This is a genomic window from Methylobacterium sp. Leaf94 (assembly GCF_001426045.1).
Classification (GTDB): domain Bacteria; phylum Pseudomonadota; class Alphaproteobacteria; order Rhizobiales; family Beijerinckiaceae; genus Methylobacterium.
Genome location: NZ_LMRM01000056.1, coordinates 186,663 through 208,379, shown reverse-complemented (window position 1 = coordinate 208,379; position 21,717 = coordinate 186,663). Strand labels below are relative to the sequence as shown.

21 protein-coding genes are annotated in these 21,717 nt (G+C 70.8%); 6 read left to right on the top strand and 15 right to left on the bottom strand.

The annotated features are described in order from the left end of the window. Positions 1 to 34: 34 nt before the first annotated feature. Positions 35 to 952 carry an MBL fold metallo-hydrolase gene (locus tag ASG63_RS20920; protein ID WP_056221191.1) on the top strand — a complete coding sequence of 306 codons (918 nt, stop codon included), beginning with the start codon at positions 35 to 37 and terminating at the stop codon, positions 950 to 952. A 7-nt stretch (positions 953 to 959) separates the two neighbouring features. On the opposite strand, the gene ASG63_RS20915 is transcribed toward ASG63_RS20920, so the two are convergent. After that, entirely contained in the window at positions 960 to 1,739 is a 780-nt protein-coding gene (locus tag ASG63_RS20915; protein WP_056221188.1) for a DUF1499 domain-containing protein, read from the bottom strand. A gap of 140 nt (positions 1,740 to 1,879) precedes the next feature. Between ASG63_RS20915 and ASG63_RS20910 the strand changes: the two genes are divergently transcribed. Then, positions 1,880 to 2,362 carry a MarR family winged helix-turn-helix transcriptional regulator gene (locus tag ASG63_RS20910; RefSeq protein ID WP_056221185.1) on the top strand — a complete coding sequence of 161 codons (483 nt, stop codon included), beginning with the start codon at positions 1,880 to 1,882 and terminating at the stop codon, positions 2,360 to 2,362. On the opposite strand, the gene ASG63_RS20905 is transcribed toward ASG63_RS20910, so the two are convergent. Next, positions 2,359 to 3,087, bottom strand: a complete 729-nt coding sequence (locus ASG63_RS20905; protein ID WP_056221183.1) for an HAD family hydrolase — start codon at positions 3,085 to 3,087, stop codon at positions 2,359 to 2,361. The two genes, ASG63_RS20910 and ASG63_RS20905, sit on opposite strands and share 4 nt — an antisense overlap. Further along, a complete protein-coding gene (locus ASG63_RS20900; RefSeq protein WP_056221180.1) occupies positions 3,077 to 3,616 on the bottom strand; it encodes a hypothetical protein in 540 nt (179 codons plus the stop codon). The genes ASG63_RS20905 and ASG63_RS20900 overlap by 11 nt, the downstream gene beginning before the upstream one ends. 102 nt (positions 3,617 to 3,718) lie before the next feature. Here ASG63_RS20900 and ASG63_RS20895 point away from each other — a divergent pair, with 102 nt between their 5' ends. The 3 genes from ASG63_RS20895 (at position 3,719) to ASG63_RS20885 (ending at position 6,743) form a co-directional block, all read left to right on the top strand. Then, the gene (locus tag ASG63_RS20895; RefSeq protein WP_056221177.1) at positions 3,719 to 5,116 is read left to right on the top strand and encodes an aminotransferase; all 1,398 of its coding nucleotides are present in this window, start codon (positions 3,719 to 3,721) and stop codon (positions 5,114 to 5,116) included. Positions 5,117 to 5,405: 289 nt separating this feature from the next. After that, on the top strand, positions 5,406 to 5,621 hold the full coding sequence (locus tag ASG63_RS20890) for a hypothetical protein (RefSeq protein WP_056221174.1): 216 nt from the start codon (positions 5,406 to 5,408) through the stop codon (positions 5,619 to 5,621). A 168-nt stretch (positions 5,622 to 5,789) separates the two neighbouring features. Then, on the top strand, positions 5,790 to 6,743 hold the full coding sequence (locus tag ASG63_RS20885) for a metallophosphoesterase (RefSeq protein WP_056221172.1): 954 nt from the start codon (positions 5,790 to 5,792) through the stop codon (positions 6,741 to 6,743). 55 nt (positions 6,744 to 6,798) lie between these two features. Here ASG63_RS20885 and ASG63_RS26905 read toward each other — a convergent pair whose 3' ends face one another. The 7 genes from ASG63_RS26905 to ASG63_RS20855 form a co-directional block, all read right to left on the bottom strand. Continuing rightward, positions 6,799 to 6,927, bottom strand: coding sequence for a hypothetical protein (locus ASG63_RS26905; RefSeq protein ID WP_274534750.1), 129 nt, complete (start codon positions 6,925 to 6,927; stop codon positions 6,799 to 6,801). A gap of 113 nt (positions 6,928 to 7,040) precedes the next feature. Beyond that, the gene (locus ASG63_RS20880; protein WP_056221169.1) at positions 7,041 to 8,573 is read right to left on the bottom strand and encodes an acyl-CoA carboxylase subunit beta; all 1,533 of its coding nucleotides are present in this window, start codon (positions 8,571 to 8,573) and stop codon (positions 7,041 to 7,043) included. 116 nt (positions 8,574 to 8,689) lie between these two features. Continuing rightward, positions 8,690 to 9,484, bottom strand: coding sequence for an ATP12 family chaperone protein (locus tag ASG63_RS20875; protein WP_056221166.1), 795 nt, complete (start codon positions 9,482 to 9,484; stop codon positions 8,690 to 8,692). Positions 9,485 to 9,549: 65 nt separating this feature from the next. Beyond that, complete coding sequence (locus tag ASG63_RS20870; RefSeq protein ID WP_056221163.1) at positions 9,550 to 10,227, bottom strand: HAD-IA family hydrolase; 678 nt, start codon at positions 10,225 to 10,227, stop codon at positions 9,550 to 9,552. A gap of 630 nt (positions 10,228 to 10,857) precedes the next feature. After that, entirely contained in the window at positions 10,858 to 12,288 is a 1,431-nt protein-coding gene (locus tag ASG63_RS20865) for an RluA family pseudouridine synthase (RefSeq protein WP_056221161.1), read from the bottom strand. A 91-nt stretch (positions 12,289 to 12,379) separates the two neighbouring features. Next, positions 12,380 to 13,627: an Hsp70 family protein gene (locus tag ASG63_RS20860; RefSeq protein WP_056221157.1), complete on the bottom strand. Its 1,248-nt coding sequence runs from the start codon at positions 13,625 to 13,627 to the stop codon at positions 12,380 to 12,382. A 229-nt stretch (positions 13,628 to 13,856) separates the two neighbouring features. After that, positions 13,857 to 15,353, bottom strand: a complete 1,497-nt coding sequence (locus ASG63_RS20855; RefSeq protein ID WP_056221155.1) for a carboxypeptidase M32 — start codon at positions 15,351 to 15,353, stop codon at positions 13,857 to 13,859. 306 nt (positions 15,354 to 15,659) lie between these two features. Here ASG63_RS20855 and ASG63_RS20850 point away from each other — a divergent pair, with 306 nt between their 5' ends. After that, positions 15,660 to 16,037: a hypothetical protein gene (locus ASG63_RS20850; protein ID WP_156394290.1), complete on the top strand. Its 378-nt coding sequence runs from the start codon at positions 15,660 to 15,662 to the stop codon at positions 16,035 to 16,037. Positions 16,038 to 16,107: 70 nt separating this feature from the next. On the opposite strand, the gene ASG63_RS20845 is transcribed toward ASG63_RS20850, so the two are convergent. The 5 genes from ASG63_RS20845 to ASG63_RS20825 form a co-directional block, all read right to left on the bottom strand. Then, complete coding sequence (locus ASG63_RS20845; RefSeq protein ID WP_056221150.1) at positions 16,108 to 17,424, bottom strand: replication-associated recombination protein A; 1,317 nt, start codon at positions 17,422 to 17,424, stop codon at positions 16,108 to 16,110. 72 nt (positions 17,425 to 17,496) lie between these two features. Then, positions 17,497 to 18,960 (bottom strand): Do family serine endopeptidase, encoded by a 1,464-nt coding sequence (locus tag ASG63_RS20840; RefSeq protein WP_056221146.1) that lies wholly within the window; start codon positions 18,958 to 18,960, stop codon positions 17,497 to 17,499. A 119-nt stretch (positions 18,961 to 19,079) separates the two neighbouring features. Then, the gene (locus ASG63_RS20835; protein WP_056221143.1) at positions 19,080 to 19,742 is read right to left on the bottom strand and encodes a hypothetical protein; all 663 of its coding nucleotides are present in this window, start codon (positions 19,740 to 19,742) and stop codon (positions 19,080 to 19,082) included. A 221-nt stretch (positions 19,743 to 19,963) separates the two neighbouring features. Next, positions 19,964 to 20,326, bottom strand: a complete 363-nt coding sequence (locus ASG63_RS20830; RefSeq protein ID WP_056221139.1) for a phasin — start codon at positions 20,324 to 20,326, stop codon at positions 19,964 to 19,966. A gap of 127 nt (positions 20,327 to 20,453) precedes the next feature. Further along, a complete protein-coding gene (locus ASG63_RS20825; protein WP_056221136.1) occupies positions 20,454 to 21,707 on the bottom strand; it encodes a glycosyltransferase in 1,254 nt (417 codons plus the stop codon). Positions 21,708 to 21,717: the final 10 nt, after the last annotated feature.

The following is a 21,717-nucleotide window of genomic DNA, read 5'->3' as shown; positions in this document are numbered from 1 at the left end:
GGGCCGGATCGATCCCACCCGCTCAGGAGCCGCTGTGAGCGAGACGCAGTCCGATCCCGACCTCGACGGATCGCCGCCTCCCAGCGGCGAGACGGTCCGGCTCTCCGCCCTGGTCCGGCGGCGGATCGCACCGAACGGCGGACCGTTCACGGCGACCGGCACCTGCAGCTACCTCGTCGGCGACGAGGCCGTCGCGATCGTCGATCCAGGCCCGGCGGACGAGGGGCACATCGCGGCGCTCGTCGCGGCCTGCGCCGGGGCCCCCGTGACGGCCATCCTGGTCACCCATACCCACCGGGATCACTCGCCGGGAGCCCGGCTGCTCCAGGCGCATACGGGCGCGCCGATCCTCGGCTGCGGTCCGCACCGGGCGGCGCGCACGCTCGGCGCGGGCGAGATCCCCCATCTCGATGCCAGCGCCGACCGGGACCACGTCCCCGACCGGCAATTGCGGATGGGCGACACGGTCGCGGGGCCAGGCTGGACCCTCGAGGCCGTGGAGACCCCGGGCCACACCATGAACCACCTCGCCTTCGCCCTGCGGGAGGAGACGGCCCTGTTCTCGGGCGACCACGTGATGGCGTGGTCGACCACCATCGTGGCGCCCCCCGATGGCGCGATGCGCGCCTACATGGAGTCCCTCGAGGCTCTGCGGGACCGTGACGAGACGATCTACTGGCCCGGCCATGGCGGACCGGTCCGCGACCCGCGCCGCTTCGTGCGCGGTCTCGCCACCCATCGCCGTCAGCGTGAGAGCGCGATCCGCGGGCGCCTGGAGGCGGGCGACCGGGACATCCGCGCCATCGTCGCGGCGATCTACCAGGGCCTGAACCCCGCCCTGCGCGGAGCGGCCGCCCTGTCGGTCTTCGCCCACCTCGAGGATCTGGTCGAGCGCGGCGTCGTGCGGAGCGACGGCCCTGCCCGGCTCGACAGCCGCTACGCACCGGCCTGACGCCCGTTCACTTCACCGCGATGGCGAGATTGGCGACTTCGTCGAGATAGGCGCGGATGCGGTCGGCGTTGCTGCCGAAGTCCCGCGTGCCGAGACGCGAGGCGGAGCGGACGTCGATGCGGGCCCCGTCCGCCCGCGGATGGACCCGAACGGTGACGTCATCGGCGAGGTTGAGGATGGGACCGCGCGACACCGCCTCGATGCGGCCGTTCCCGACACGTCCGCCGGGGCGGATCGCCTCGACGATCTGCCAACGGCGGTTCACGGCCGCCTTGCGTGCGAGCTCGAAGGCCTCGTCGGCATCGAGGTCGAGGGTCAGCGGCGCGATCTGCGGATAGGCCGCGCGTTGCGCGGCGCGGGCGGCGGGGCCTGGATCGGGCGGATAGCGACCCTCGCGGGCAGCGAAGGCGGTGCGGGAGCGCGAGAAGGCCGGGGGATTGTCGGTGTCGGTGGTCACGTCCGCGAGCGCCGGCAGCCTCAGGGCGCGCAGGGCCGCGTAGGCCGGATAGGCGAGGACGAGACCGGCCAGGAACAGGCCCGCCAGGGCCGCCCCGAGGCCCCGCGCGCCTTCGCGCCAGACCCGGACGAAGGCGACGAGGGCCAGGAACACCGCGACCCCCGCCAGAACGAGACCGGCGCCGAGGGTCGCCAGGGCGGGGCCCGCCTCGGCGCGCGGATCGCGCACCAGGACGAGGGCGAAGAGGCTGACGAGGAGGGCCAGCACCGCGACGGTCCGCGAGACCGGGCCGGCGCGGGTGATGGGATCTTCGTAGGGCAGACGACGCATGCTGTGACGAGATTCGCTGTCCGGACGATCCGCGGGGCCGTATGCCTGGAGCTTTACCGGTCCGCGCTCCCCGGCGCCACCCGGGCTGTGTGTCGCGAAGCTTCCGGGAGTGGCGCCGTGTCTGCTATAGCCGCCCGACGATGCCTGCGCCCCCACCCGCTCCGACCCCCGCCGAGGCTGCCGATCCTCTGCGGGTCTGGTTTCGCTTCATCCGCCTCAACCGTCGGGTGACCGCCGCGATGGCCGGGGAATTGCGCGGATTGGGATTGTCCATCCCACAATTCGATGCCCTCTCCACCCTCACCGAGCGCGAGGGCATGACGCAGCAGGACCTCGCGGCGCGGCTCTACGTGACCAAGGGCAACGTCTCCGGGCTGATCGATCGTCTCGTCGAAGCCGGCCTCGTCGAGCGTCGTCCGATCCCGGGCGACCGGCGCTCGCACGCCCTCTATCTCACCCCCGCCGGAGCGGACCTCGCCACGCGCGGCATCGTCGCGCAGAAAGCGTACGTCGCCCGCACCCTGGGGCAGTTGCCGGCCCAGGACATCGCGGATTTCGAGCGCCTCGTGCTGAAGTGGCGCGATCTGGCCCGTGAGCAGCCGGTCACCGGCGAAGCGGGCTAGAGCCCGAGCAGCGCCGGCAAATCCGCAGCCGAGTCGAGGATGTAGTCGGCGAGGGGTTCCAGCTCGTCCCGGGCGGCGGCACCCAGCGGGCCGCTGAGCACCGCGATCGCGATCGCCCCGGCCGCGCGGGCCGCGGCGAGGTCGTAGGGGGAATCCCCCACCATGGCGATCCGCTTCGCCGGCACCCCGAGATGGTCGGCGAAGGCCGTGACCATTCCGGGCTTCGGCTTGGCGCCGTGACCGGAATCATAGCCCACCACGAAGGCGCAGTGCGATGCGAGGCCGAGGGCGGCGCATTGGGCCCGCGCCGAAGCCTCGGCGTCGTTGGTGGCGATCCCGAGGGTGAAGCCGCCGGCCACGAGGCATGCGGCGAGGTCCGACGGTGCACCGATCGGCGTCAGCGCCGCGAGGCCGGCCGCGCGGAACAACGCGTCCATCTCGCCATAGAGCGCCGGGCCGGCGGGCCGGCCCAGGACCTCGGCCCAGAGGGGGCCGTAGCCGGCCGAGGAGCCGGCGATGAGCGGCGAGGTCGGCGCGAAGCGCTGGCCGACCTCGTCGTAGTGGCTCACCCGCATGAGCGCATCCAGCCGGGACCGGTCGCCGCCCGACAGGTCTGACATCACCGAATAGGCGGCCGGCCCCCAGGTCCGGTCGAAATCGACGAGGGTCCCGTCCTTGTCGAACAGGATCCCGCGGATCGTGGTCCCGAGAATCTCAGGCCGCATCGCGGACCTTCTCGACCTCGATCACGACCCCCTGCGGGGTCATACGCTCGCGCGCCACCATGCGGTCGCCGGGCTCGAAGACGCCGAGGGCCACGTCGCGGTCGGGCAGCACCACGGTGGTGGTCCTGTTGAGATGGACGAGGACGTGGCGCTTCTGGGCCAGCGACGACACCGCCCAGCGTTTGAGCTGGCCGTAATAGGGCTCGCGCCGCCAGGCATTCGGCTGGCCCGGATCGACCTGCACGTTCATGTGGCGCGAGATCGGATCGAGGCTCAGCACCATCTTGGCGCGCTCGGGCTTCCATTCCGGGCCCATCCAGCCTTCGGTCATCCAGAGGCAGTGAAAGGCGCGGCAATGATCGGGCCGGGTGGCGTGGATGGCGCAGCCCCGCCCCTGCCGGGTGTGCCGGCACCATTGCCCGGCAACGGACTCCACCGCCGGGACGTCGTAGACCTTGCAGCAGAGGGTGCAGGTTCCGCAGGCGCGGCCGGGGGCGGGTTGAGCCACGATGGTGGCGGGGTCGAGCATGGGTTCGGGTCCGGTTGCGACGTCGCGCGGGTTTCTACGGCGGGCGCCCCTCGTTACAGTCTCGCACCCATGTCGGCCATCGGCCAACCGTCAGGCAAAACTATGCTCTCGAACCTCGCGACCCGCGACGTCGAAACCCTGATCCATCCCTACACCAACCTGGAGACCTTTCGCGAGACGGGGCCGCTCGTCATCGAGCGCGGCCACGGCGTGTGGGTCTACGACAGCGACGGCCGACCCTATCTCGAGGGCATGGCCGGCCTGTGGTGCACGGCGCTGGGCTATTCCAACGAGGAATTGGTGGAGGCTGCCAGCGAGCAGATGGCGCGCTTGCCCTTCACGCACCTCTTTTCGGGGCGGAGCCACGACCCGGCGATCGAATTGGCCGAGACCTTGAAGGAGCTCATGCCGGTTCCGACCTCGAAGATCTTCTTCACCTCGTCGGGTTCGGAAGCCAACGACACGCAGGTCAAGCTGACCTGGTACATGAACAATGCGCTGGGCCGACCCCGCAAGAAGAAGATCCTCTCGCACATCAAGGGCTACCACGGGGTCACGGTGGCCACGGCCTCGATGACGGGCCTGCCCGCCAACCACGCCGACTGGGACCTGCCGCTGCCGGGTTTCCTGCATGTGGGCTGCCCGCACCATTATCGCTTCGGGCAGGAGGGGGAGAGCGAAGAGGCCTTCACCACCCGCCTCGCCGCCGAGCTGGAGGCGGTGATCCTCCGTGAGGGCCCCGAGACCGTCGCGGCCTTCGTGGCCGAGCCGGTGCTCGGCGCCGGCGGGGCCATTCTCCCGCCCGCGGGCTATTACGCCAAGATCCAGGCCGTGCTCGACCGGCACGACGTGCGCTTCATCGCCGACGAGGTGATCTGCGGTTTCGGGCGGCTCGGGACCTGGTTCGGATCCGAGGCGATGGGGATGCGGCCCGACAGCCTGTCCTTCGCCAAGGCGCTCACCTCCGGCTACCTGCCGCTCGGCGGCATCTCCGTCGATGAGCCGCTCTACCGTCTGATGGTGCAGCAGAGCGCCAAGCTCGGGACCTTCGGACACGGCACCACCTATTCGGGGCACCCCGTCGCCTGCGCCGTCGCCCTCAAGACCATCGCGATCTACAAGCGCGACCGCATCGTCGAGGGGGTCGCCGAGAAGGCGCCGCAGTTCCAGGCGCGCCTGGCGGCGCTGGGCGATCACCCCCTCGTCGGGGAGGCACGCGGCATCGGGCTCATCGGCGGCATCGAGCTCGTGGCGGACAAGGCGTCCCGCCGGCAATACGAGCCGAAGGCCGGCGTGGCGGCGCGGGTGGTCGCCTTCGCCCAGGCCGAAGGGCTGATCGTACGGTTCCTCGCCGGGGACCGCGTCGCGGTTTGCCCGCCCCTGGTGATCACGCCCTCCGAGATCGACACCCTGTTCGACCGCCTGACGCGAGCCCTCGACCGGACTTCGGCCTGGATCGCGGAGCAGAAGCTCGAAGCCGCTCCGCGTCCCGTGGCTTGACCATCAAGATTGCACCGCGAAGGTATTCTTCGCAGTGCATGATGTCTTTTGCGCTGCAAGCGCGGCCCTGCTTAAGTGTTCTCGAGATGGGACGCGCGGTCGATTTGGGCTTTGGTCAAGGGATCGTGAGAGCCTTAAGCTTTCATTCAGGTTGGCGGCGGCTCTATGGTTGTCACGTCGCTCGATCGGCGTCCGGGTGAAACCAAACGGTGCCCGCGAGACGTTCATGGCTCAAGATTAGGCACGAGAACCTGACAGAGCCTGTCGAGCACAACAGGACACCCGTTACATGCACCCGCGCCCACAGACTTCAGGCACCGCTCGACGTTCCGACCGCTCCACCATCATCGTCGATCATCAGGCTGAGACGTTCCGGCCCGTCGCACTTCCGGCCCTGGCAGCGGCCGTACAGGCCGTGTCCAAGGCGCAGAAGTTGGCCCGGACGGGGCTCCTGAGCGGCACCCGCTCCGCGCGCTTCGAGCACGAGGACACGCCACTGTCCTGACGTCTCGACGGTGGGTTGCGTCGAGGGGCGCGAGTCCACCCCTGCGGTAGTCCTTCCTCAACGCCTCGGGCCTAACGGTCACGCTGAGCGCGGCACGCTCCTCGCTTTCGTCATCTTTTGTGGCGAGAGGGACGCGCCGCGTCCTTCGCGCGACCGAGGAGCCTGACCATGCTGATCCTGCCGAGCCGCCGGCAGTTCCTGACCGGGCTCGGGGCGAGTGCGGGTGTCGTCGGGTCGACGGGTGTCTACGCCTTCGGCATCGAGCCGCTCTACCGTCTCGTGGTCACGCCTTACGCCCCCGTCCTTCCGAACTGGACACCCGGCCTGTCGCTGCGTGTGGCCGTGCTGGCCGACTTCCATGTCGGCGAGCCGTTCATGCCCCTCGACCGGATCGCCGAGATCGTCGACACCACGAACGCGCTGAAGCCCGATCTCATCCTGATGCTGGGGGACTACCCGGCCGGACCCAGCGTCACCTACCGAAAGATCCCGCTGCCGGAATTCGCCCGGGTGGTGTCGGCGCTCCGCGCCCCGCTCGGCGTCTACTCGATCCTCGGCAACCACGATTGGTGGGACGACAAGCAGGCGCAGGCGCGCCGCGACGGGCCCGTGGAAGCGCAGCGGGCGCTGGAGAATGTCGGGATTCCCGTCATGGAGAACGACGCCCTGCGTCTCGTGAAGGACGGCAAGCCGTTCTGGATCGCGGGCGTCGGCGACCAGATTCCGTTCCTCGTGGAAGATGACGAGGGCGGGCGCGACGACCTGCCGGGCACGCTCGCGAAGATCACCGACTCCGCGCCCGTCCTTCTGATGATCCACGAGCCGGACCTGTTCCTCGACGTGCCGGACCGCGTGTCCCTGACCCTCGCGGGCCACACCCATGGCGGTCAGGTTCGCCTCTTCGGCTATTCGCCGGCCATTGCGGCGATCCACGGCAACAACGATTTCGCCTACGGCCATGTGGTCCGGAAAGGCCGCCAGATGATCATCTCGGGGGGGTTCGGCGTGAGCCGCATTCCGGTGCGCCTGGGGGTTCCCCCGGAGATCGTCCTGTTGAATCTCGGAAGCGCGTCCGATCCGGCGGGCAAGACCGTTCAGGGACCCGGGCTCATCCAGGGCTGACGCGCCTCGGGGGCACCCCGGCGCGGGCTCGGGCCCGCACCGGTGCCATGTGGGCCTACTTCTTGCCGGCCTTCGGTGCCGCGACCACCGTGCCCTTGGTCGAGGGCGCCGCCGCGATCGTCTTCGTCACGGGCTTCTTGGGCTTCTTCGCCTCGCGACTTCCGCGCTTCTGTTCCGCCGCCATGACCTGTCTCCTTCCGATTGTGGTTGGGGGATCATGGCAGCCTTCCGGGAATAGGCCACCGGAATGTTGCGCGACGCCGGCCCGGCGAGGCGCCGGGCCGGTGGTCCCCGCCCTCAGAGCGGGATGTTGTCGTGCTTCTTCCAGGGCTGCTCCATCTCCTTGGTGCGCAGCATGCTGAGGGCCCGGGCGACGCGCTTGCGCGTCGAGTGGGGCATGATCACCTCGTCGATGTAGCCGCGCTCGGCGGCCACGAACGGCGAGAGGAAGCGGTCCTCGTACTCGCGGGTGCGCTCGGCGATCTTCTCGGCATCGCCGATCTCGCTGCGGAAGATGATCTCCACGGCGCCCTTGGCGCCCATCACGGCGATCTGCGCGGTGGGCCAGGCGTAGTTGAGGTCGGCGCCGACGTGCTTGGACGCCATCACGTCGTAGGCCCCGCCGAAGGCCTTGCGGGTGATGATGGTCACCAGGGGCACCGTCGCTTGCGAATAGGCGAAGAGCAGCTTGGCGCCATGCTTGATCAGGCCGCCGTATTCCTGCGCGGTGCCCGGCAGGAAGCCCGGCACGTCGACGAAGGTGACGATCGGGATCGAGAAGGCATCGCAGAAGCGCACGAAGCGGGCCGCCTTGCGGGAGGCGTCCGAATCGAGCACGCCGGCCAGCACCATCGGCTGGTTCGCCACGAAGCCGACGGTGCGGCCCTCGATGCGCCCGAAGCCCGTCATGATGTTGCGGGCGTAGGTCGCCTGGATCTCGAAGAAGTCGCCCTCGTCGGCCACGCGCCGGATCAGCTCGCCCATGTCGTAGGGCTTGTTCGGGTTGTCCGGGATCAGCGTGTCGAGGCTCATGTCGAGGCGCAGCGGATCGTCGAAGCTCTCGATCTCCGGCACGCCGTCGATGTTGTTGGCGGGCAGGAAGTCGACGAGACGGCGGACCTGCAGGAGCGCCTCGACGTCGTTCTCGAAGGAGCCGTCGGCGATGGAGGACTTGGTGGTGTGGACCTTGGCGCCGCCGAGCTCCTCGGCTGTCACGACTTCGTTGGTGACCGTCTTCACCACGTCGGGGCCGGTCACGAACATGTAGCTCGTGTCGCGCACCATGAAGATGAAGTCGGTCATGGCCGGCGAGTAGACGTCGCCGCCCGCGCAGGGGCCCATGATCACCGAGATCTGCGGGATGACGCCCGAGGCGGCGACGTTGCGGCGGAAGACCTCGCCGTAGCCGCCCAGCGCCGCGACGCCTTCCTGGATGCGGGCCCCACCGGCATCGAAGATGCCGATGATCGGCGCGCGCATCTTCAGCGCCATGTCCTGGACCTTGACGATCTTGGCCGCGTGCGCCTCGGACAGGGAGCCGCCGAACACCGTGAAGTCCTTCGAGAACAGGAAGACCGTGCGTCCGTTGATGGTGCCCCAGCCCGTGACCACGCCGTCGCCGGGGATCTTCTGCTTCTCCATGCCGAAATCGGTGGAGCGATGCTGGACGAACATGTCGAACTCCTCGAACGACCCGTGGTCGAGGAGGAGCTCGATGCGCTCGCGCGCGGTCAGCTTGCCGCGCTTGTGCTGGGCCACGACGCGGTTCTCGCCGCCGCCGAGGCGGGCCTGGGCGCGCCGCTCTTCCAGCTTCTCGAGAATGTCCTTCATGCGCGCTCGGCCCTGGTTGGAGAGATGGGGTCGCGTCCCGCACGAACTTGAGCGGTAACCTTGGCGGTCGCGATTTGAACCGGCCTTAGCACGCGGCGCTTTCCGCGAAAATCGATTTAACGGCTCAATTGTGCCAGCCGGGCCGCGGCCTCGAACTCGGCTTGCCGAAGGGCGTGACGCGCCTCAGCCTCCGCGTCACGGCCCCAGACGCTCGCCTGATAGGTCTCGTCCACATGGGCCGCCGCCCAGGCTTCGGCCGGACTGGCCTGCCCGCGCAACACCGCGAGGGCGAGGACGAGCGATCCGGTCAGCGTCGTCAACGTGTGAAGGGCGGCCAATCGGAACGGGCCTTCGGTTTCGCCGATCGCCCGGCGCAGCGCCACAACGGTGGTATCCGGCTGGGTGACGTGCATGACGCCTTCGCCGAGGATGAAGCGGGCGCCGAGATCGCTGTGCGCCCAGTCGAGGATCGGGTCCCAGGCCTCGGCCTGGGCGCGCACGAGACGCTCCGGATCGCCGGCGCGGTAGGCCAGCAGGTCGGTGCCCGCATAAGCCGAGAGGTCGTCCACCACGGCCTCGCGGCGCGGCGCGACCCCGTCGATGGCGGTGTTGGCGAGGCGCGTCAGCGGCATGGTGGCGGGGTCGATGACCGCGACCTGCGCCGCCCATTCGGCCGCCACGGCCTCCGCGAGGGCGCGCGTCGGCAGGGCGAGAGGATTGCGGGCCGGCGTGTTCGCCGGGCGCCCGTCGAGGGTCAGCCGGAAGCCGTCGCCGTGCGCGGCGAGGCCGGCCTCTCCGTAGAACCGTTTCGGCAGGGCGGGCTTGCCGGGGCCGCGTGCCGCACGGGTCGGATCGGGCTGGGTGGGGTGTCCAGGCTCGCCGAGCCAATCGGGTTTGGAATCGTCGCTCATGGTCCTGCAGATAGAGCATCGCGGCGCAGGCTGCGAGACGCGGCGTCTCGCGTCTGGCGCCGGGGTCAGGCCTGAGCCGCCGCCCGTGCGCGCGGATCCCCGGAGAAGAGGGCCCCGAGATCATCCGCGGTGTCGACGACGATGGAGGCGCCGGCACCGAACAGCGCCCCGACGGGATGGTAGCCCCAGGCCACGCCTACGGCCGCGGCACCGGCACTGACCGCCATCGTCATGTCGTAGGTGGTGTCGCCGATCATCACGGTGGCGTCCGGCGCAGCCCCGGTCTCCGCCATGGCCTGGAGCAGCATGGCGGGGTCGGGCTTGGAGGGCGCGTCGTCGGCGCTCTGGGTCGTGGCGAACCATCCCCGCCAGCCATGGGTCTCGATCAGGCGATCGACCCCGCGCCGCGCTTTTCCGGTGGCGATCCCGAGTTGCACGTCGTCGCGGGCATGGAGGCGTGTGAGCAGCGCTTCCATGCCGGGGAACAAGGGCTCCTCGTAGTTCGGGTCGAGGCGCAGGATGTTGAAGGCGCGCTTGTAGCTCTCGGATAACCCCTCGATCGGGCCGTCGTCACCGACGAGGCGCCGGAAGGCCTGCGGCAGGGACAACCCCACCACCGAGAGCGAGTCCGTACGGCTCGGCGCCGTCAGGCCATGCTCGGCAAAGGCCATGCCCTGCGCGGCCACGATGAGGTGCTGGCTGTCGACGAGGGTTCCGTCGACGTCGAAGACGATGAGCTTCACGGATTCGGGCTCGTGCTGCGAACGGCGTTCCTCACGGCTGCCGCGGGCCCTGGGTCTGACCGTTCCGGGGGCGATCGTAGCCGAGCTTGCACCGGACGAGGAACCGGCGCCGGGCTCCGCCGCGCAGGCCGCGCGTGTGCGAGATCCGGTTGCAGGCGGCGTAGGACCGCCTCCGGGGCCGGCCGACCTGTGCCGCGCCGCGCCCTCCGGCCGTACCGACCGCCTGACTGGCTCCCGCCGGCCGTGATCCCTGCCCCTGTGCGCCCGGTCCCTGAAGCGGGACGGCCGGTGCCGCTTGTGGCTGCGGTCCTGAATTCTGCGGCGTCGCCGGCGTCTGCGGCTGCGCCCTTGTCTGGGTCTGGGCCGGTGGAGTCGCCTGCGCTGTCGCGGCGGTGCTGAGCGTGCTGCCCGCGCCGATCGCCGCGAGTGCCAGGAGTGCGAAGCCGATCGCCGGCGTCAGGATCGTGTCTCGATGCATCGTGGCGCGACGGTCCTTGGCCGGTGGCAACGCGCCCGCCGGGATGGATGGAGAGGATAAGGCATGGCGGGCGCTTGCCAAGGTGCAACCGTGGCGCCCTGCCGCCTCGTCCTCCGGCGAGGTGCCGCACCTCCCGAGCGCGGGAGGGGGCGTCAGGCTTCCGGCGCCTCCACGATGGGATCGTAGCGGGATGCGTCGAACCCGAGCAGGTTCCAGCTCTGCGCCATATGCGGCGGAAGCGGGGCCGTGACGTCCACGGGCTGTCCCGTCCGGGGATGCGGGATCACGATCCGTCGCGCGAGGAGATGCAGCCGATTCTGGATGCCGCCGGGCAGCTCCCAGTTCTCGATGCTGAAGTATTTCGGGTCGCCCACGATGGGATGCCCGATATGGGCGGCGTGCGCGCGCAACTGATGGGTGCGCCCGGTCACCGGCTTCAGCGACAGCCACGACAGCTTCTGGGCCGCGTTGTCGACCATGGCGTAATACGTCAGGGCGTGCGCGGCGCCCTCGTCGCCGTGCTTGGCCACCCGCATGCGCGCATCCGCGTCCGTGGGCTCCTCCTTGGCGAGGTAGGTCGAGATCCGGCCCTGCGCCACCCGCGGCACGCCCGCGGTGAGGGCCCAGTAGACCTTCCGGGCCGAGCGCGAACGGAAGCTCTTGGCCAGGGTCGCGGCGGCCAGCCGCGTCTTGGCCACGATGAGGCAACCCGCGGTGTCCTTGTCGAGTCGGTGGACGAGGCGCGGCTTCTGCCCGTCCTTGCCCGTCAGCGCCTCCAGGAGGCCATCCACGTGCCGCACGGTGCCGGAGCCGCCCTGGACCGCAAGGCCGAAGGGCTTGTTCAGGATCATCATCTCGGCATCCTCGTAGAGGATGAGCGAGCGGATGAAGTCGGCGTCCGTGGCGTCCTTCGCGGCCGAGCGGGGACGCTCGCCCTGGGCCTCGAGCTTGAGCGGCGGCACGCGCACACTCATGCCCGGATCGAGCCGATCGTTGGGCTTGGCGCGTTTGCCGTCGACCCGGAGCTCGCCCTTGCGCACGATGCTCTGGACGCGCGTGAAGGGAAGCTGGGGAAAACGCGTGGTCAGGAAGCGGTCGATCCGCATCCCGGCCTCGTCCTCCTCCACCGTGAGGGTCTGGACGCCGGAGGCCAGGGTGGCGGAGGCGGCCGCGCGCTGCTCGCGCCGGGTCGGTCCCTCCGGCGCCGGTGCGGTCTCGCGCGAGGCCGCGCCCGGGCGACGCGCCGGCGCGGGACCGGCCGGCGCCGGTCGCTCGGCGCGGGTGCGCGGCGCCCGCCGGGGGGCTTCGGTCATGGTCTCGAAGCCGTCCTGGGGGCCGGCCTCGCGGTCGCTCGCCTCCTGGCCGGGGCGCCAGGGGGCGTGCTTGGCCGCGGCATCGCCGCGCCCTTGCGCCGCGCGCTGGGCGGCATCGAGGGCACTGGTGCGCGGCCCCGTGCGCTCGCGGTCCGGCCGCCGGAAGGCACCCGGTTTGCCCGGCCGGGGGGAGCGGCCGGGCGGTGCGCCGCGGCCCGTGCCGGCGCCCTTGCGCCCGGAGCCGCCGCGTGAAGGTGGTCGTGTGGTCATGGCCTGCTCGTAACACCCACGGGCGCCCCGACAAAGGGCACACGGAGCGTGTCGCCCGACCGGGTCGATCTTTCTCGGCTCCGATCCGGCCTCAGGCCGCGCGCCGGGCCGCCTCGAGGGTCAACCCGGTGCCCACGGAGCCGAAGGTGTCGCCATCGACCACGCGGGCGTTCGGGACGCCGGCGGTCAGGGCGGCGCGGACATGGGGCAAGCCGGTGGAGCCCCCGGTGAGGAACAGGGCGTCGATCCGGTCCGCCGTGAGGCCGGCTTGCGCGAGGCATCGGTCGATCCGCTCGGCGATCCGCCGCGCGAGTTCGTCCGTATGGACGACGAGGCCCCGCCGGTCGATCTCGGCCTCGAGCCCCGCCTCGACCCAGTCCAGGGCGATCCTGCCCTGACCGGCCTCCGAGGTCGCGATCTTGGCGCCCTCCACCTCCATCGCCAGGGAATGCCCGCGCTCGGCTTCGACGACGGTGTGGAGCCGCGCCAGCAGGTCGGGACGCCGCGCGTCGCGGCGGACCTCCTCGATCTCGCGCAGGGTCTTGGCATTGTAGAGCCGGTTGATGCTCGACCAGGTGGCGAGGTCGTGGAAATAGCCCGTGGGGACATCGATATCGCCCCGCGTCATCGGGCTGCCGAGGCCGAGCAGCGGCATCACCGTGCCGAGGCTCAGCCGGCGGTCGAAGTCGGTCCCGCCGATGCGCACCCCGTCATTGGCCAGGATATCGCCGCTGCGATCGGGTTGCGCATGCCGCTCCGGCGAGAGGCGCACGATGGAGAAGTCCGAGGTGCCGCCGCCGATATCCGCGATGAGGGCGATCTCCTCCGCGCGGACCTGCTGCTCGTAATCGAGGGCGGCCGCGATCGGCTCGAACTGGAACGAAACGTGGCGGAAGCCGATGCTGGTGGCGATCGCGCGCAGGGCCTCCTCGGCGCGGGCATCGCCCTCCGGATCGCCGTCGACGAAGTGAACCGGGCGGCCGTGGACCACGGTATCGAGGACGCGGCCGGTCTCGGTCTCCGCCCGCGTCTTCACGGCCGCGAGGTAGCGGGCGATGACGTCGCGGAACTTGATGCGCTCGCGCCCGACGGGGGTCGTCTCCTCCAGGAGGGACGAGCCCAGCACCGACTTGAGGCTTCGCATCAACCGGCCCGGCGTTCCCTCGAGGTACTCGGCCATGGCGGCCCGCCCGACGAAGGGCGCCTGCCCCGGCGGAAAGAAGATCGCGCTGGGGATCGTGACGTGCCGCCCCTCCAGGGGCACGAGCTGCGGGCGCTGTCCGGTGACGAGGCCAAGGGTGGTGTTCGAGGTGCCGAAATCGAGGCCGCAGGCCGCCATGAGGATCTCCGGACGTCAGGTCCGCTGGTGGAGGGGCCGCCGGCCTACAGGCTGACCCGCGTCCGGTCCACCGTCCGTGAACCCGAAACGACGGACCGCGCTGGCGCGAGGCGGTCGGCGAACCGAGCCGGGCGGCGGTTTCGGCGACGGCCTCGCCGCGCGCCGGTGCATTTCGGCCGCCGCCGCGAGCCCCGCGCGGACAGGGCGGCGATCGCCCGGCGCAGGCGTCTCAGCCCTCTCCGAGATACCGGAGCCGCAGGTGAGCCATGAAGTCCTCCGCGCCGAGGGGTTTGCCGGTGGCGGCGACGAGCAGGTCGTCGGTCTCGAGCAGGGAGCCGCGGGCGTGGACGGCCTCGCGCAGCCATTCGCGCAGGGCCGTGAAATCGCCCCTGGTCAGATCGGACGGCAGGCCCGGCCTCTGGTCCCGAGCCGCCCGGAACAGCTGCGCCGCCGCCATCGCGCCGAGGGTGTAGGTCGGGAAGTAGCCGAAGCTTCCGCTCGGCCAATGGATGTCCTGCAGGCAGCCCAGCCGATCATCGGGGACGGTGAGGCCGAGGAGATCGCGCAGGCCGTCGTTGAAGGCGCCCGGCAGGTCGGCGAGCGCCAGATCGCCCGCGATCATCGCGGTCTCGAGTTCGTAGCGCAGGAGGATGTGGGCCGGATAGGTCACCTCGTCCGCATCGACCCGGATGAAGCCCGGCGCCACGCGCGTGTAGCACCGGTAGAGGTTCTGCGCGCTCCAGGCGGGTCCCTCCCCGCCAAAGGCCTCCGCCAGGATCGGCGCGAGATAGGCGCAGAACTCACCCGAGCGACAGGCCTGCATCTCCACCAGCAGCGACTGGCTCTCGTGCAGGGTCATGCCGCGGGCCGTCCCCACCGGCTGGTGATACCACGCGGCGGGCAGGCCCTGTTCGTAGAGGGCGTGGCCGGTCTCGTGCAGCACGCCCATCAGGGCGCCGGTGGCATCGGCGGCATCGTAGCGGGTGGTGATCCGCACATCGTCGGTGGCGCCGCCGCAGAAGGGGTGGAGGCTGACGTCGAGCCGGCCCCGCTCGAAATCGAAGCCGACGGCGCGCATCAGCCGTTCCCCGATCGCCTTCTGCGCCTCCACCGGGAACGGGCCGGTCAGGGGCAGCGGGGCCGGCTCCCGCGCCTGACGCGCCTGAACCGCCGCGATCAGATCCGGCAACGCAGCGCGCAGGTGGGCGAACACCGGATCGATCGTGGCGCGGCGCATCCCGGGATCGTAGCCGTCGAGGAGGGCGTCGTACGGATCGAGGCCGAGGGCGGACCCCTTCGCCGCGCCGACCTCCCGCTGCAGGCGCAGGGTCTCGCCCAGGGCCGGCGCCAGCATGGCGAAATCGGCGCGCGCCCGCGCCTCCCGCCAGATCATCCCCGACTGGGACGACGCCTTCGAGCTCGCCGCCACGAGATCGGCCGGAACCGCGGCGGCATGCAGATAGGCCCGGCGCATCTCCCGCAGGTTCGCCCGTTCCCACGGCCCGAGGCTCGCGACGTCGTCGAGTGACCGGGCGATCAGGTCGCCGGTCTCCGGGGCCGTCAGGATCTCGTGGCCGATGACCGCGAGCTGGGCGAGTTGCTCGGCCCGCATGTCGGCCGCACCCGCGGGCATCAGCGTCTGGCGGTCCCAATGGAGAAGCCCCGCGGCGTCCCCGAGGGCGCCGAGGCGCGCGAAGCGGGCGGAGAGGATCGGATAAGTCTGCATGCTGGCTCGAAGGGGCCTGCTGGGTCGTGGCCGGGGCACGGAGCGTGACCGAGGACCGCTGGGACGTCGGTCCGGGGTGTCACGCACCCGGCCGCGCGGCGAGACCGGAGACGCGAATCCCACCATGGCGGCCACCCGGTTGCAAGGCCGGGCCACGCCATCGCGCAGCTCCGGCGCCTCGCGCCGAGCCGAGACGTCGGACGCCCCGCAAGACTGGCCGCCGGCCCGGCCAGACCAGATCTGCTCCGGCCTGGGCAGTTAAGACGGTGTTAGCGGACTCGGTCCAGTTTGAGCGACATGGAACCCGTGCTTGTCCCGCTCAGCGACGACTCCGCCGCCTTCGATTTCAGCGCATTCCCGCTGGCGCCGAGCGGCGCAGCGCCCGCGACCTCCCGGGCGGCGGCTGTCCCGGACGTGCCCGCCCGGATGCTGGACGGAACGTCGGCCGGCTCAAGGCCCCATTCCCTCCACCGGACGCTGCTTCCCTGGATCGGCGGTCAGGTCGCTGCGGCCATCGGTCTCGGCACCTGCCTCGCGCAGGCGATGCCGCCCGTCTCCGCCAAGCCGCTGCCCACCGACGAGATGGCCTTCGCCCTGCGCGTCGGCGATCCGGCGGAGTTCACGGGGCCGGTCCCGAGTGCGATCCGGGACGGCTTTCATCTGCGCCTCGTCTCGAGCGACTAGATTCCCCTCGTCTGCCTGAGGCAGCGGGCGCGCGACGCGTCGCGAACTTTCGACGGAGGAGACGCGGGCTTCAGTCCTCGTCGGCGCGTCGCTGCCGGCGCAGGGCTTCCCAATGGGCCAATCGCTCGGTGTAGCGCTGCTCCATGCCGCGATCCGTGGGCGCGTAGAAGTGCTGGCGCCCGAGCTTGTCCGGCCAGTAATCCTGGCCCGAGAAGGCGTCGGGCTCGTCATGGTCGTAACGATACCCCTCGCCGTAGCCGATCTTGCGCATCAGCTTCGTGGAGCCGTTGAGAATGGTGCGGGGCGGTGGCAGCGAGCCGTGCTCCTTCGCCACCCGCGTGGCGGCCTTGTAGGCCTCGTAGACCGCGTTCGATTTCGGCGCGCAGGCGAGGTAGACCGTGACCTGGGCCAGGGCCAGTTCGCCCTCCGGCGAGCCGAGGAAGTCGAAGGCGTCCTTGGCGGCCGTGGCCACCACGAGGGCCTGCGGGTCGGCCAGGCCGATATCCTCCACCGCCATGCGCACGAGGCGGCGGGCGATGAAGAGGCGGTCCTCGCCGCCGTCGAGCATCCGGCAGAGATAGTAGAGCGCCGCGTCCGGGTCGGAGCCGCGCACAGTCTTATGCAGGGCGCTGATGAGGTTGTAGTGCCCCTCCTGGGACTTGTCGTAGATCGGCGCGCGGCGCTGGATGATCGCCTGCAAGTGCTCCGCGTCAAAGGTCTCGCCCGGTTTGGCCGAGCGCCAGACCTCCTCGGCGAGGGTCAGCGCGGCCCGCCCGTCCCCGTCGGCCATGCGCACCAGAACGCCCCGCGCCTCCGCGTCCAGGGGAAGCGGCTGGCCGGTCAGCGCCTCCGCCCGCACCAGCAGCTTGGCGACGGCTGCGTCGTCGAGCGCCCGGAAGAGGAGGACGCGGGCGCGGGACAGGAGGGCGGCGTTCAGCTCGAAGGACGGGTTTTCCGTGGTGGCGCCGACCAGCGTCACCGTGCCGTCCTCCATCACGGGCAGGAAGGCGTCGAGCTGCGCCCGGTTGAAGCGGTGGATCTCGTCGACGAAGAGCAGGGTGCCCCGCCCCATGGCCCGGCGCCCGCGCGCCGCGTCGAACACCTTCCGGAGTTCGGCGATGCCGGAGAAGATCGCCGAGATCTGCTCGAAATGCAGGTCGGTCTCGTGCGCCAGGAGCCGCGCCACGGTGGTCTTGCCGGTGCCCGGAGGTCCCCAGAACACCAGCGAGCCGAAGGAGCGGGCATTGAGGAGGCGGGTCAGGGCCCCGTCGGGGCCGGTCAGGTGCTCCTGTCCCACCACCTCCGCCAGGGTTTTCGGACGCAGGGCATCCGCGAGGGGACGGGGGGCGGTGTTGGCCAAGCCGGCGGAGGCGAACAGGTCGGACATCGGCGCATCAAAGACGCGGGTGTCCGCCGCCCGCAACCGGGAAAATCGCGGCCTCCCCTGCCGGCTGGGCCATCAGCCCCCGAACATCGAGGTCATGACCTCGCCGCCGCGGTTGATCGAGACCTCCCACATGTTGAGGCTGTTGCGGGTGATCCGTTCCAGGTCCTTGGTGGTGGCGATCGGCATGCCGTTGATGGCGACGATCATGTCGCCCTTCTGCAGGCCGGCGCGCGCGGCGATCGAGCCCTCGTCGATGCTGGCCACCGCGACCCCGTCCGACGGGAAGTCGGCCTGAAGCTCTTCCGCCACGGCGGGTGACGTGTTCACCAGGGTCGCGCCGAGGAAGGGCGAGCGGGTGCGCACCTTGAGGGTGTCGCGCGGACGCGTCTCCGGTGCGGGGCCGAGCTTCACCGCCACGGTCGAGCGCCCGGTGCCGCGCAGGATGCCGAACTGGGTCTGGCCGGTGAGACCCTTCAGGGCGAAGCGGTAGCCGAAGGCTTCCGGGTCGTCGACGCTCTTGCCGTCCACCGTGAGGATGAGGTCGCCGCGCTTGAGGCCGGCCTCCTCCGCTGGGCTCTTGGCCTGGAGGCTCGCCACCAGCACGCCGGTGGGGTGATCCAGGCCCATGCTCTCGGCGATGTCGGGCGTCACGCTCTGCACGCGGGCGCCGAGCCAGGGACGCCGCACGGCGCTCGCCCCGCCCTTGGCGGTCTCCACCACGGCGCGGACCATGCTGGCGGGGATGGCGAAGCCGATGCCGTGGCTGCCGCCCGATTGCGAGTAGATCGCGGTGTTGATCCCGACCAGTTGGCCCTGGAGGTTGACCAGGGCACCGCCCGAATTGCCGGGATTGATGGCCGCATCGGTCTGGATGAAGAACTGGTAGTCGGAGGAGCCGACCTGCGTGCGCGCCAGCGCTGAGACGATGCCCTGCGTCACCGTCTGCCCGACCCCGAACGGGTTGCCGATCGCCATCACGAAGTCGCCGACTTCGAGGGACTCGGAGTCGCCGAAGGCCATCGGGCTCAGCCCGCCGGACGGGCTCTTGATCTTGACCACGGCGAGATCGGTGCGGGGGTCGCGCAGCACGATGGTGGCTTCGAACTCGCGCCGGTCGGCGAGCGCGATGCGCACTTCGTTCATGTTCTCGATGACGTGGTTGTTGGTGATGACGAGGCCGGATTCGTCGACGATCACGCCGGAGCCGAGGGACTTCTGGGCGCGTTCGCCCGGCGCGCCCCCGCGCCCGCGTCCCGCGCCGTTGTCACCGAAGAAGCGCCGCATGAACTCGTCCATGGCGCTGCGGCTCTGACCCCGCGTGTCCACGTGCGAGGCATAGACGTTCACCACGGAGGGGGCGGCCCGCTTCACCACCGGGGCGAAGGACAGTTGCACCTGGCCCTTGGCGAGGGGCACCACCTTCTCCGGCGCCCCCGGCTCGGGGACCGCGGGCGACTTCATCATCTGCGCCGTGGCGGGCGCGGCGGCGAGCGTCGCGGTCAGCAGCGGGACGAGCAGAAGGGACGTGCGCGGCATGGGAACTCCCGGGGCGAGGGCGCGGCGGCCCTGCCCCGGTCTGGGACGGCGCCGCGACGGATTCCCGGATATCTAGACGCGTCGAGCCGCCGGCGCGAGGGGCGCCGGAGCCGGATCTTTCAGCGCCGGCCGATCGTGCCGGTGAAGCGGCTCGCCCGCTTGGCGAGGGCCGCGAAGCAGCTCAGCGACGCGTCGGCGGCGCGCTGCATCTCGGTGACCTGGAGGCGGATGGCATCGGCCGGGGTCTTGGCGCCCGAGAGAGCCTGCCAGTGGGCCACCGCCGCGGCGCCCTCGCCGCGAAGATAGGTGAGCACGGTGGTGTTCACCTCGCCGAGTTCACCCATCACCTCGGAGATCCGCGGCGACTTTGCGAGGTCCGCGAGCTTGCCGAAGGAAGCCTGGGAGCCTTCGAGGACGGACCGCGCCGCCGGCAGGGGCTCGGCCATGGTCGCGGGCAGGGTCTGAGCGATGGTCTCCACGGCGTCGGTCGCGACTTCGACGGCGTCGGCCGCGGCCTGGACCGTCTCCCGCCCGCCTTCGCCCGGTGCCGCCGTCTCTTCCGGGACCACGGTGAGATCCTCGACGCGTTCGGAGGTCTCGGTCGTCGCGGTGGCGGACTCGGTCACGACCGGGACCGGCGCGCCGTCGCTTCCGGCTGCCGCCGCCAGAGCGTCCGGGGACACGCCTTCGAGGAGCGCGTCATGGAGGTTCGGCACATGGTCCGACCCCGATGGATCGTTCGGGTCACCCATCTCGACGGCCTGCACGGTGTCGATGTTCATCGGTCCATCCTCCTGGCTGCCGGCGGTCTGCGGGAGCGATCCGGCTCGGTCCTGCGCTTTGGAGGGGGGTCTGCGCCGTCTTGCCATGGCTTCTGTCTCCTTGCCGCTTCGAGGGGAAGAATAACCCGAAACGGCGGGATGTCTGCGGGGCGCCGCGCGGGCGGGCGGCACCCCGAGGCGCTGAAGGGGGCCGGCCGCGCGTTTCGGGCCTTCGGCCGGGTTCAGGCGGAGGGGCGCAGGGTGTTCTGAGCCAGGGCGCCCAGATCCTTGGCCTGGGCCTGCAGGGTGGCGATCTGGCTGCGGATGAATTCGCCCTGCAACGCCATCGCCTCGCGGACGTCGCGGGTCCGGACCAGCTTCTGGGCGAAGTCGAAGGTCGCGGCGGCATTTTCCTGAGCTTGGTCGAGACCCTTCGCGACGACGGTCTGCATCGACTCCTGCACCGACTTCGACGTCGTCTGCATCTGCTCGGCCGTCTTGACCGCGGTGCCGATGAGGGTGCTCACGGCGGTGCGGGCCTGATCGACGCTCTTCTCGGCGAAGGCGCGCATCTCGGCGGGGATTTCGAAGGTCTGACCGGTCATCTCGCTTCTCTCCAGGCTGCACCGACTCGTTCGATGCATCGCGGGAAATCTATGTTGCGATGCAACATGAACGTCAAGATCATCGGCCCGGAAAGATGCAGAATTTTGCCAACTTTCTGCGCCGCCTTCAAGCGGCCGAGGCAGCCGCGTCCGCGGGCAGCCGTTCGACGGCCCGGGTTGCGAGAATGCGTTCGTAGACCGCGATCAACGCATCGGTATGAACCCCCAGCGTCATCGGGCTCGCCCAGTAGCGGGCATGCGCGGCGGCGCCGAGGCTGGCCGTGCGTGCGTCGTCGTGGAGCGTCGCGGCCGCCCGGGCCCAGGCCTCGGGCTCCGGCGAAACGGAATAACCGTTCACCCCGTCGAGGATCTTCTCGGACGCTCCGGATCGGTTCGACGCCATCACCGGGATGCCGTTGGCCAAGGCCTCGTAGACCGTCAGGGGCCCGGTCTCGTACCAGCGGGACGGCGCGGCGATCGCCCGGGCCCGGCGGCGCAGGAGAGACCAGACCGCGTCCGGCGCCTGCCAGCCCACGAGTTCGACCCCGGGGCGCGCACGAAGCTCGTTCTCCAGGGGACCGGTGCCGACGAACAGGGCCGGAAGCCCGGCGGCCCGCGCGGCGTCCGCCACGAGGTCGACGCCCTTCTCACGGGTCAGGCGGCCGACATAGGCCAGCGCATCGCCCCGTGCCGGATCGGCCGGCACCTGCTTCGTGACGCGCACCGGATTGTCCACCCGGTGATGGGTGACCGCCAGACCCTCCAGGAGCGTACCCATCCGCGCCACGCTCGCGTCGCAGACATGGATGACGTCGAGGCGCTGCCGCTTCAGGGCCGCGCGCAGGAAGACCGAGCGGCCGACGCGCACCAGCTTGTGGAGCCGGCTCCGGCCGTCGCAGGGCGCTGCGAGGCAGGCGGCCGAGAGAGGCTTCAGAGCACAGGGCTCGGCCTGATCGAAGCGGTAATAGACCCCGTTCGGGCAGGCCAGGAAGTAGTCGTGCAGGGTCGTCACGACCGGGAGACCCCGCGCGAACAGCGCCGGGAAGACGCTGGGCGACAGGCTGCGCGTCCATTGGTGCAGATGGATCAGGTCCGGCCGCACCGGCAGCGCGTCCAAGGCGGCGCCGAGACGGGCGGCGGCCTCCGCGTCCCAGAGCCCGTTGAGCGCGGCGCGATGCGCCGGACGCTGCCAGATGTCCGTGTTGCCGAGGCCGATCCGGCGGATGCGGGGATGGTCTAGGAGGTCATCCACCGGCCCGTCGATGGCCGAGATGTAGGTCACGTCGAGTCCGGCCTCGGCGAGGCCCCGTGCCGATTCGACGGCCACCTTCTCGGCACCGCCGCTCGCCACCGCGAATTCCGCCAACACGACGATCTGCATGGGAGGTCCG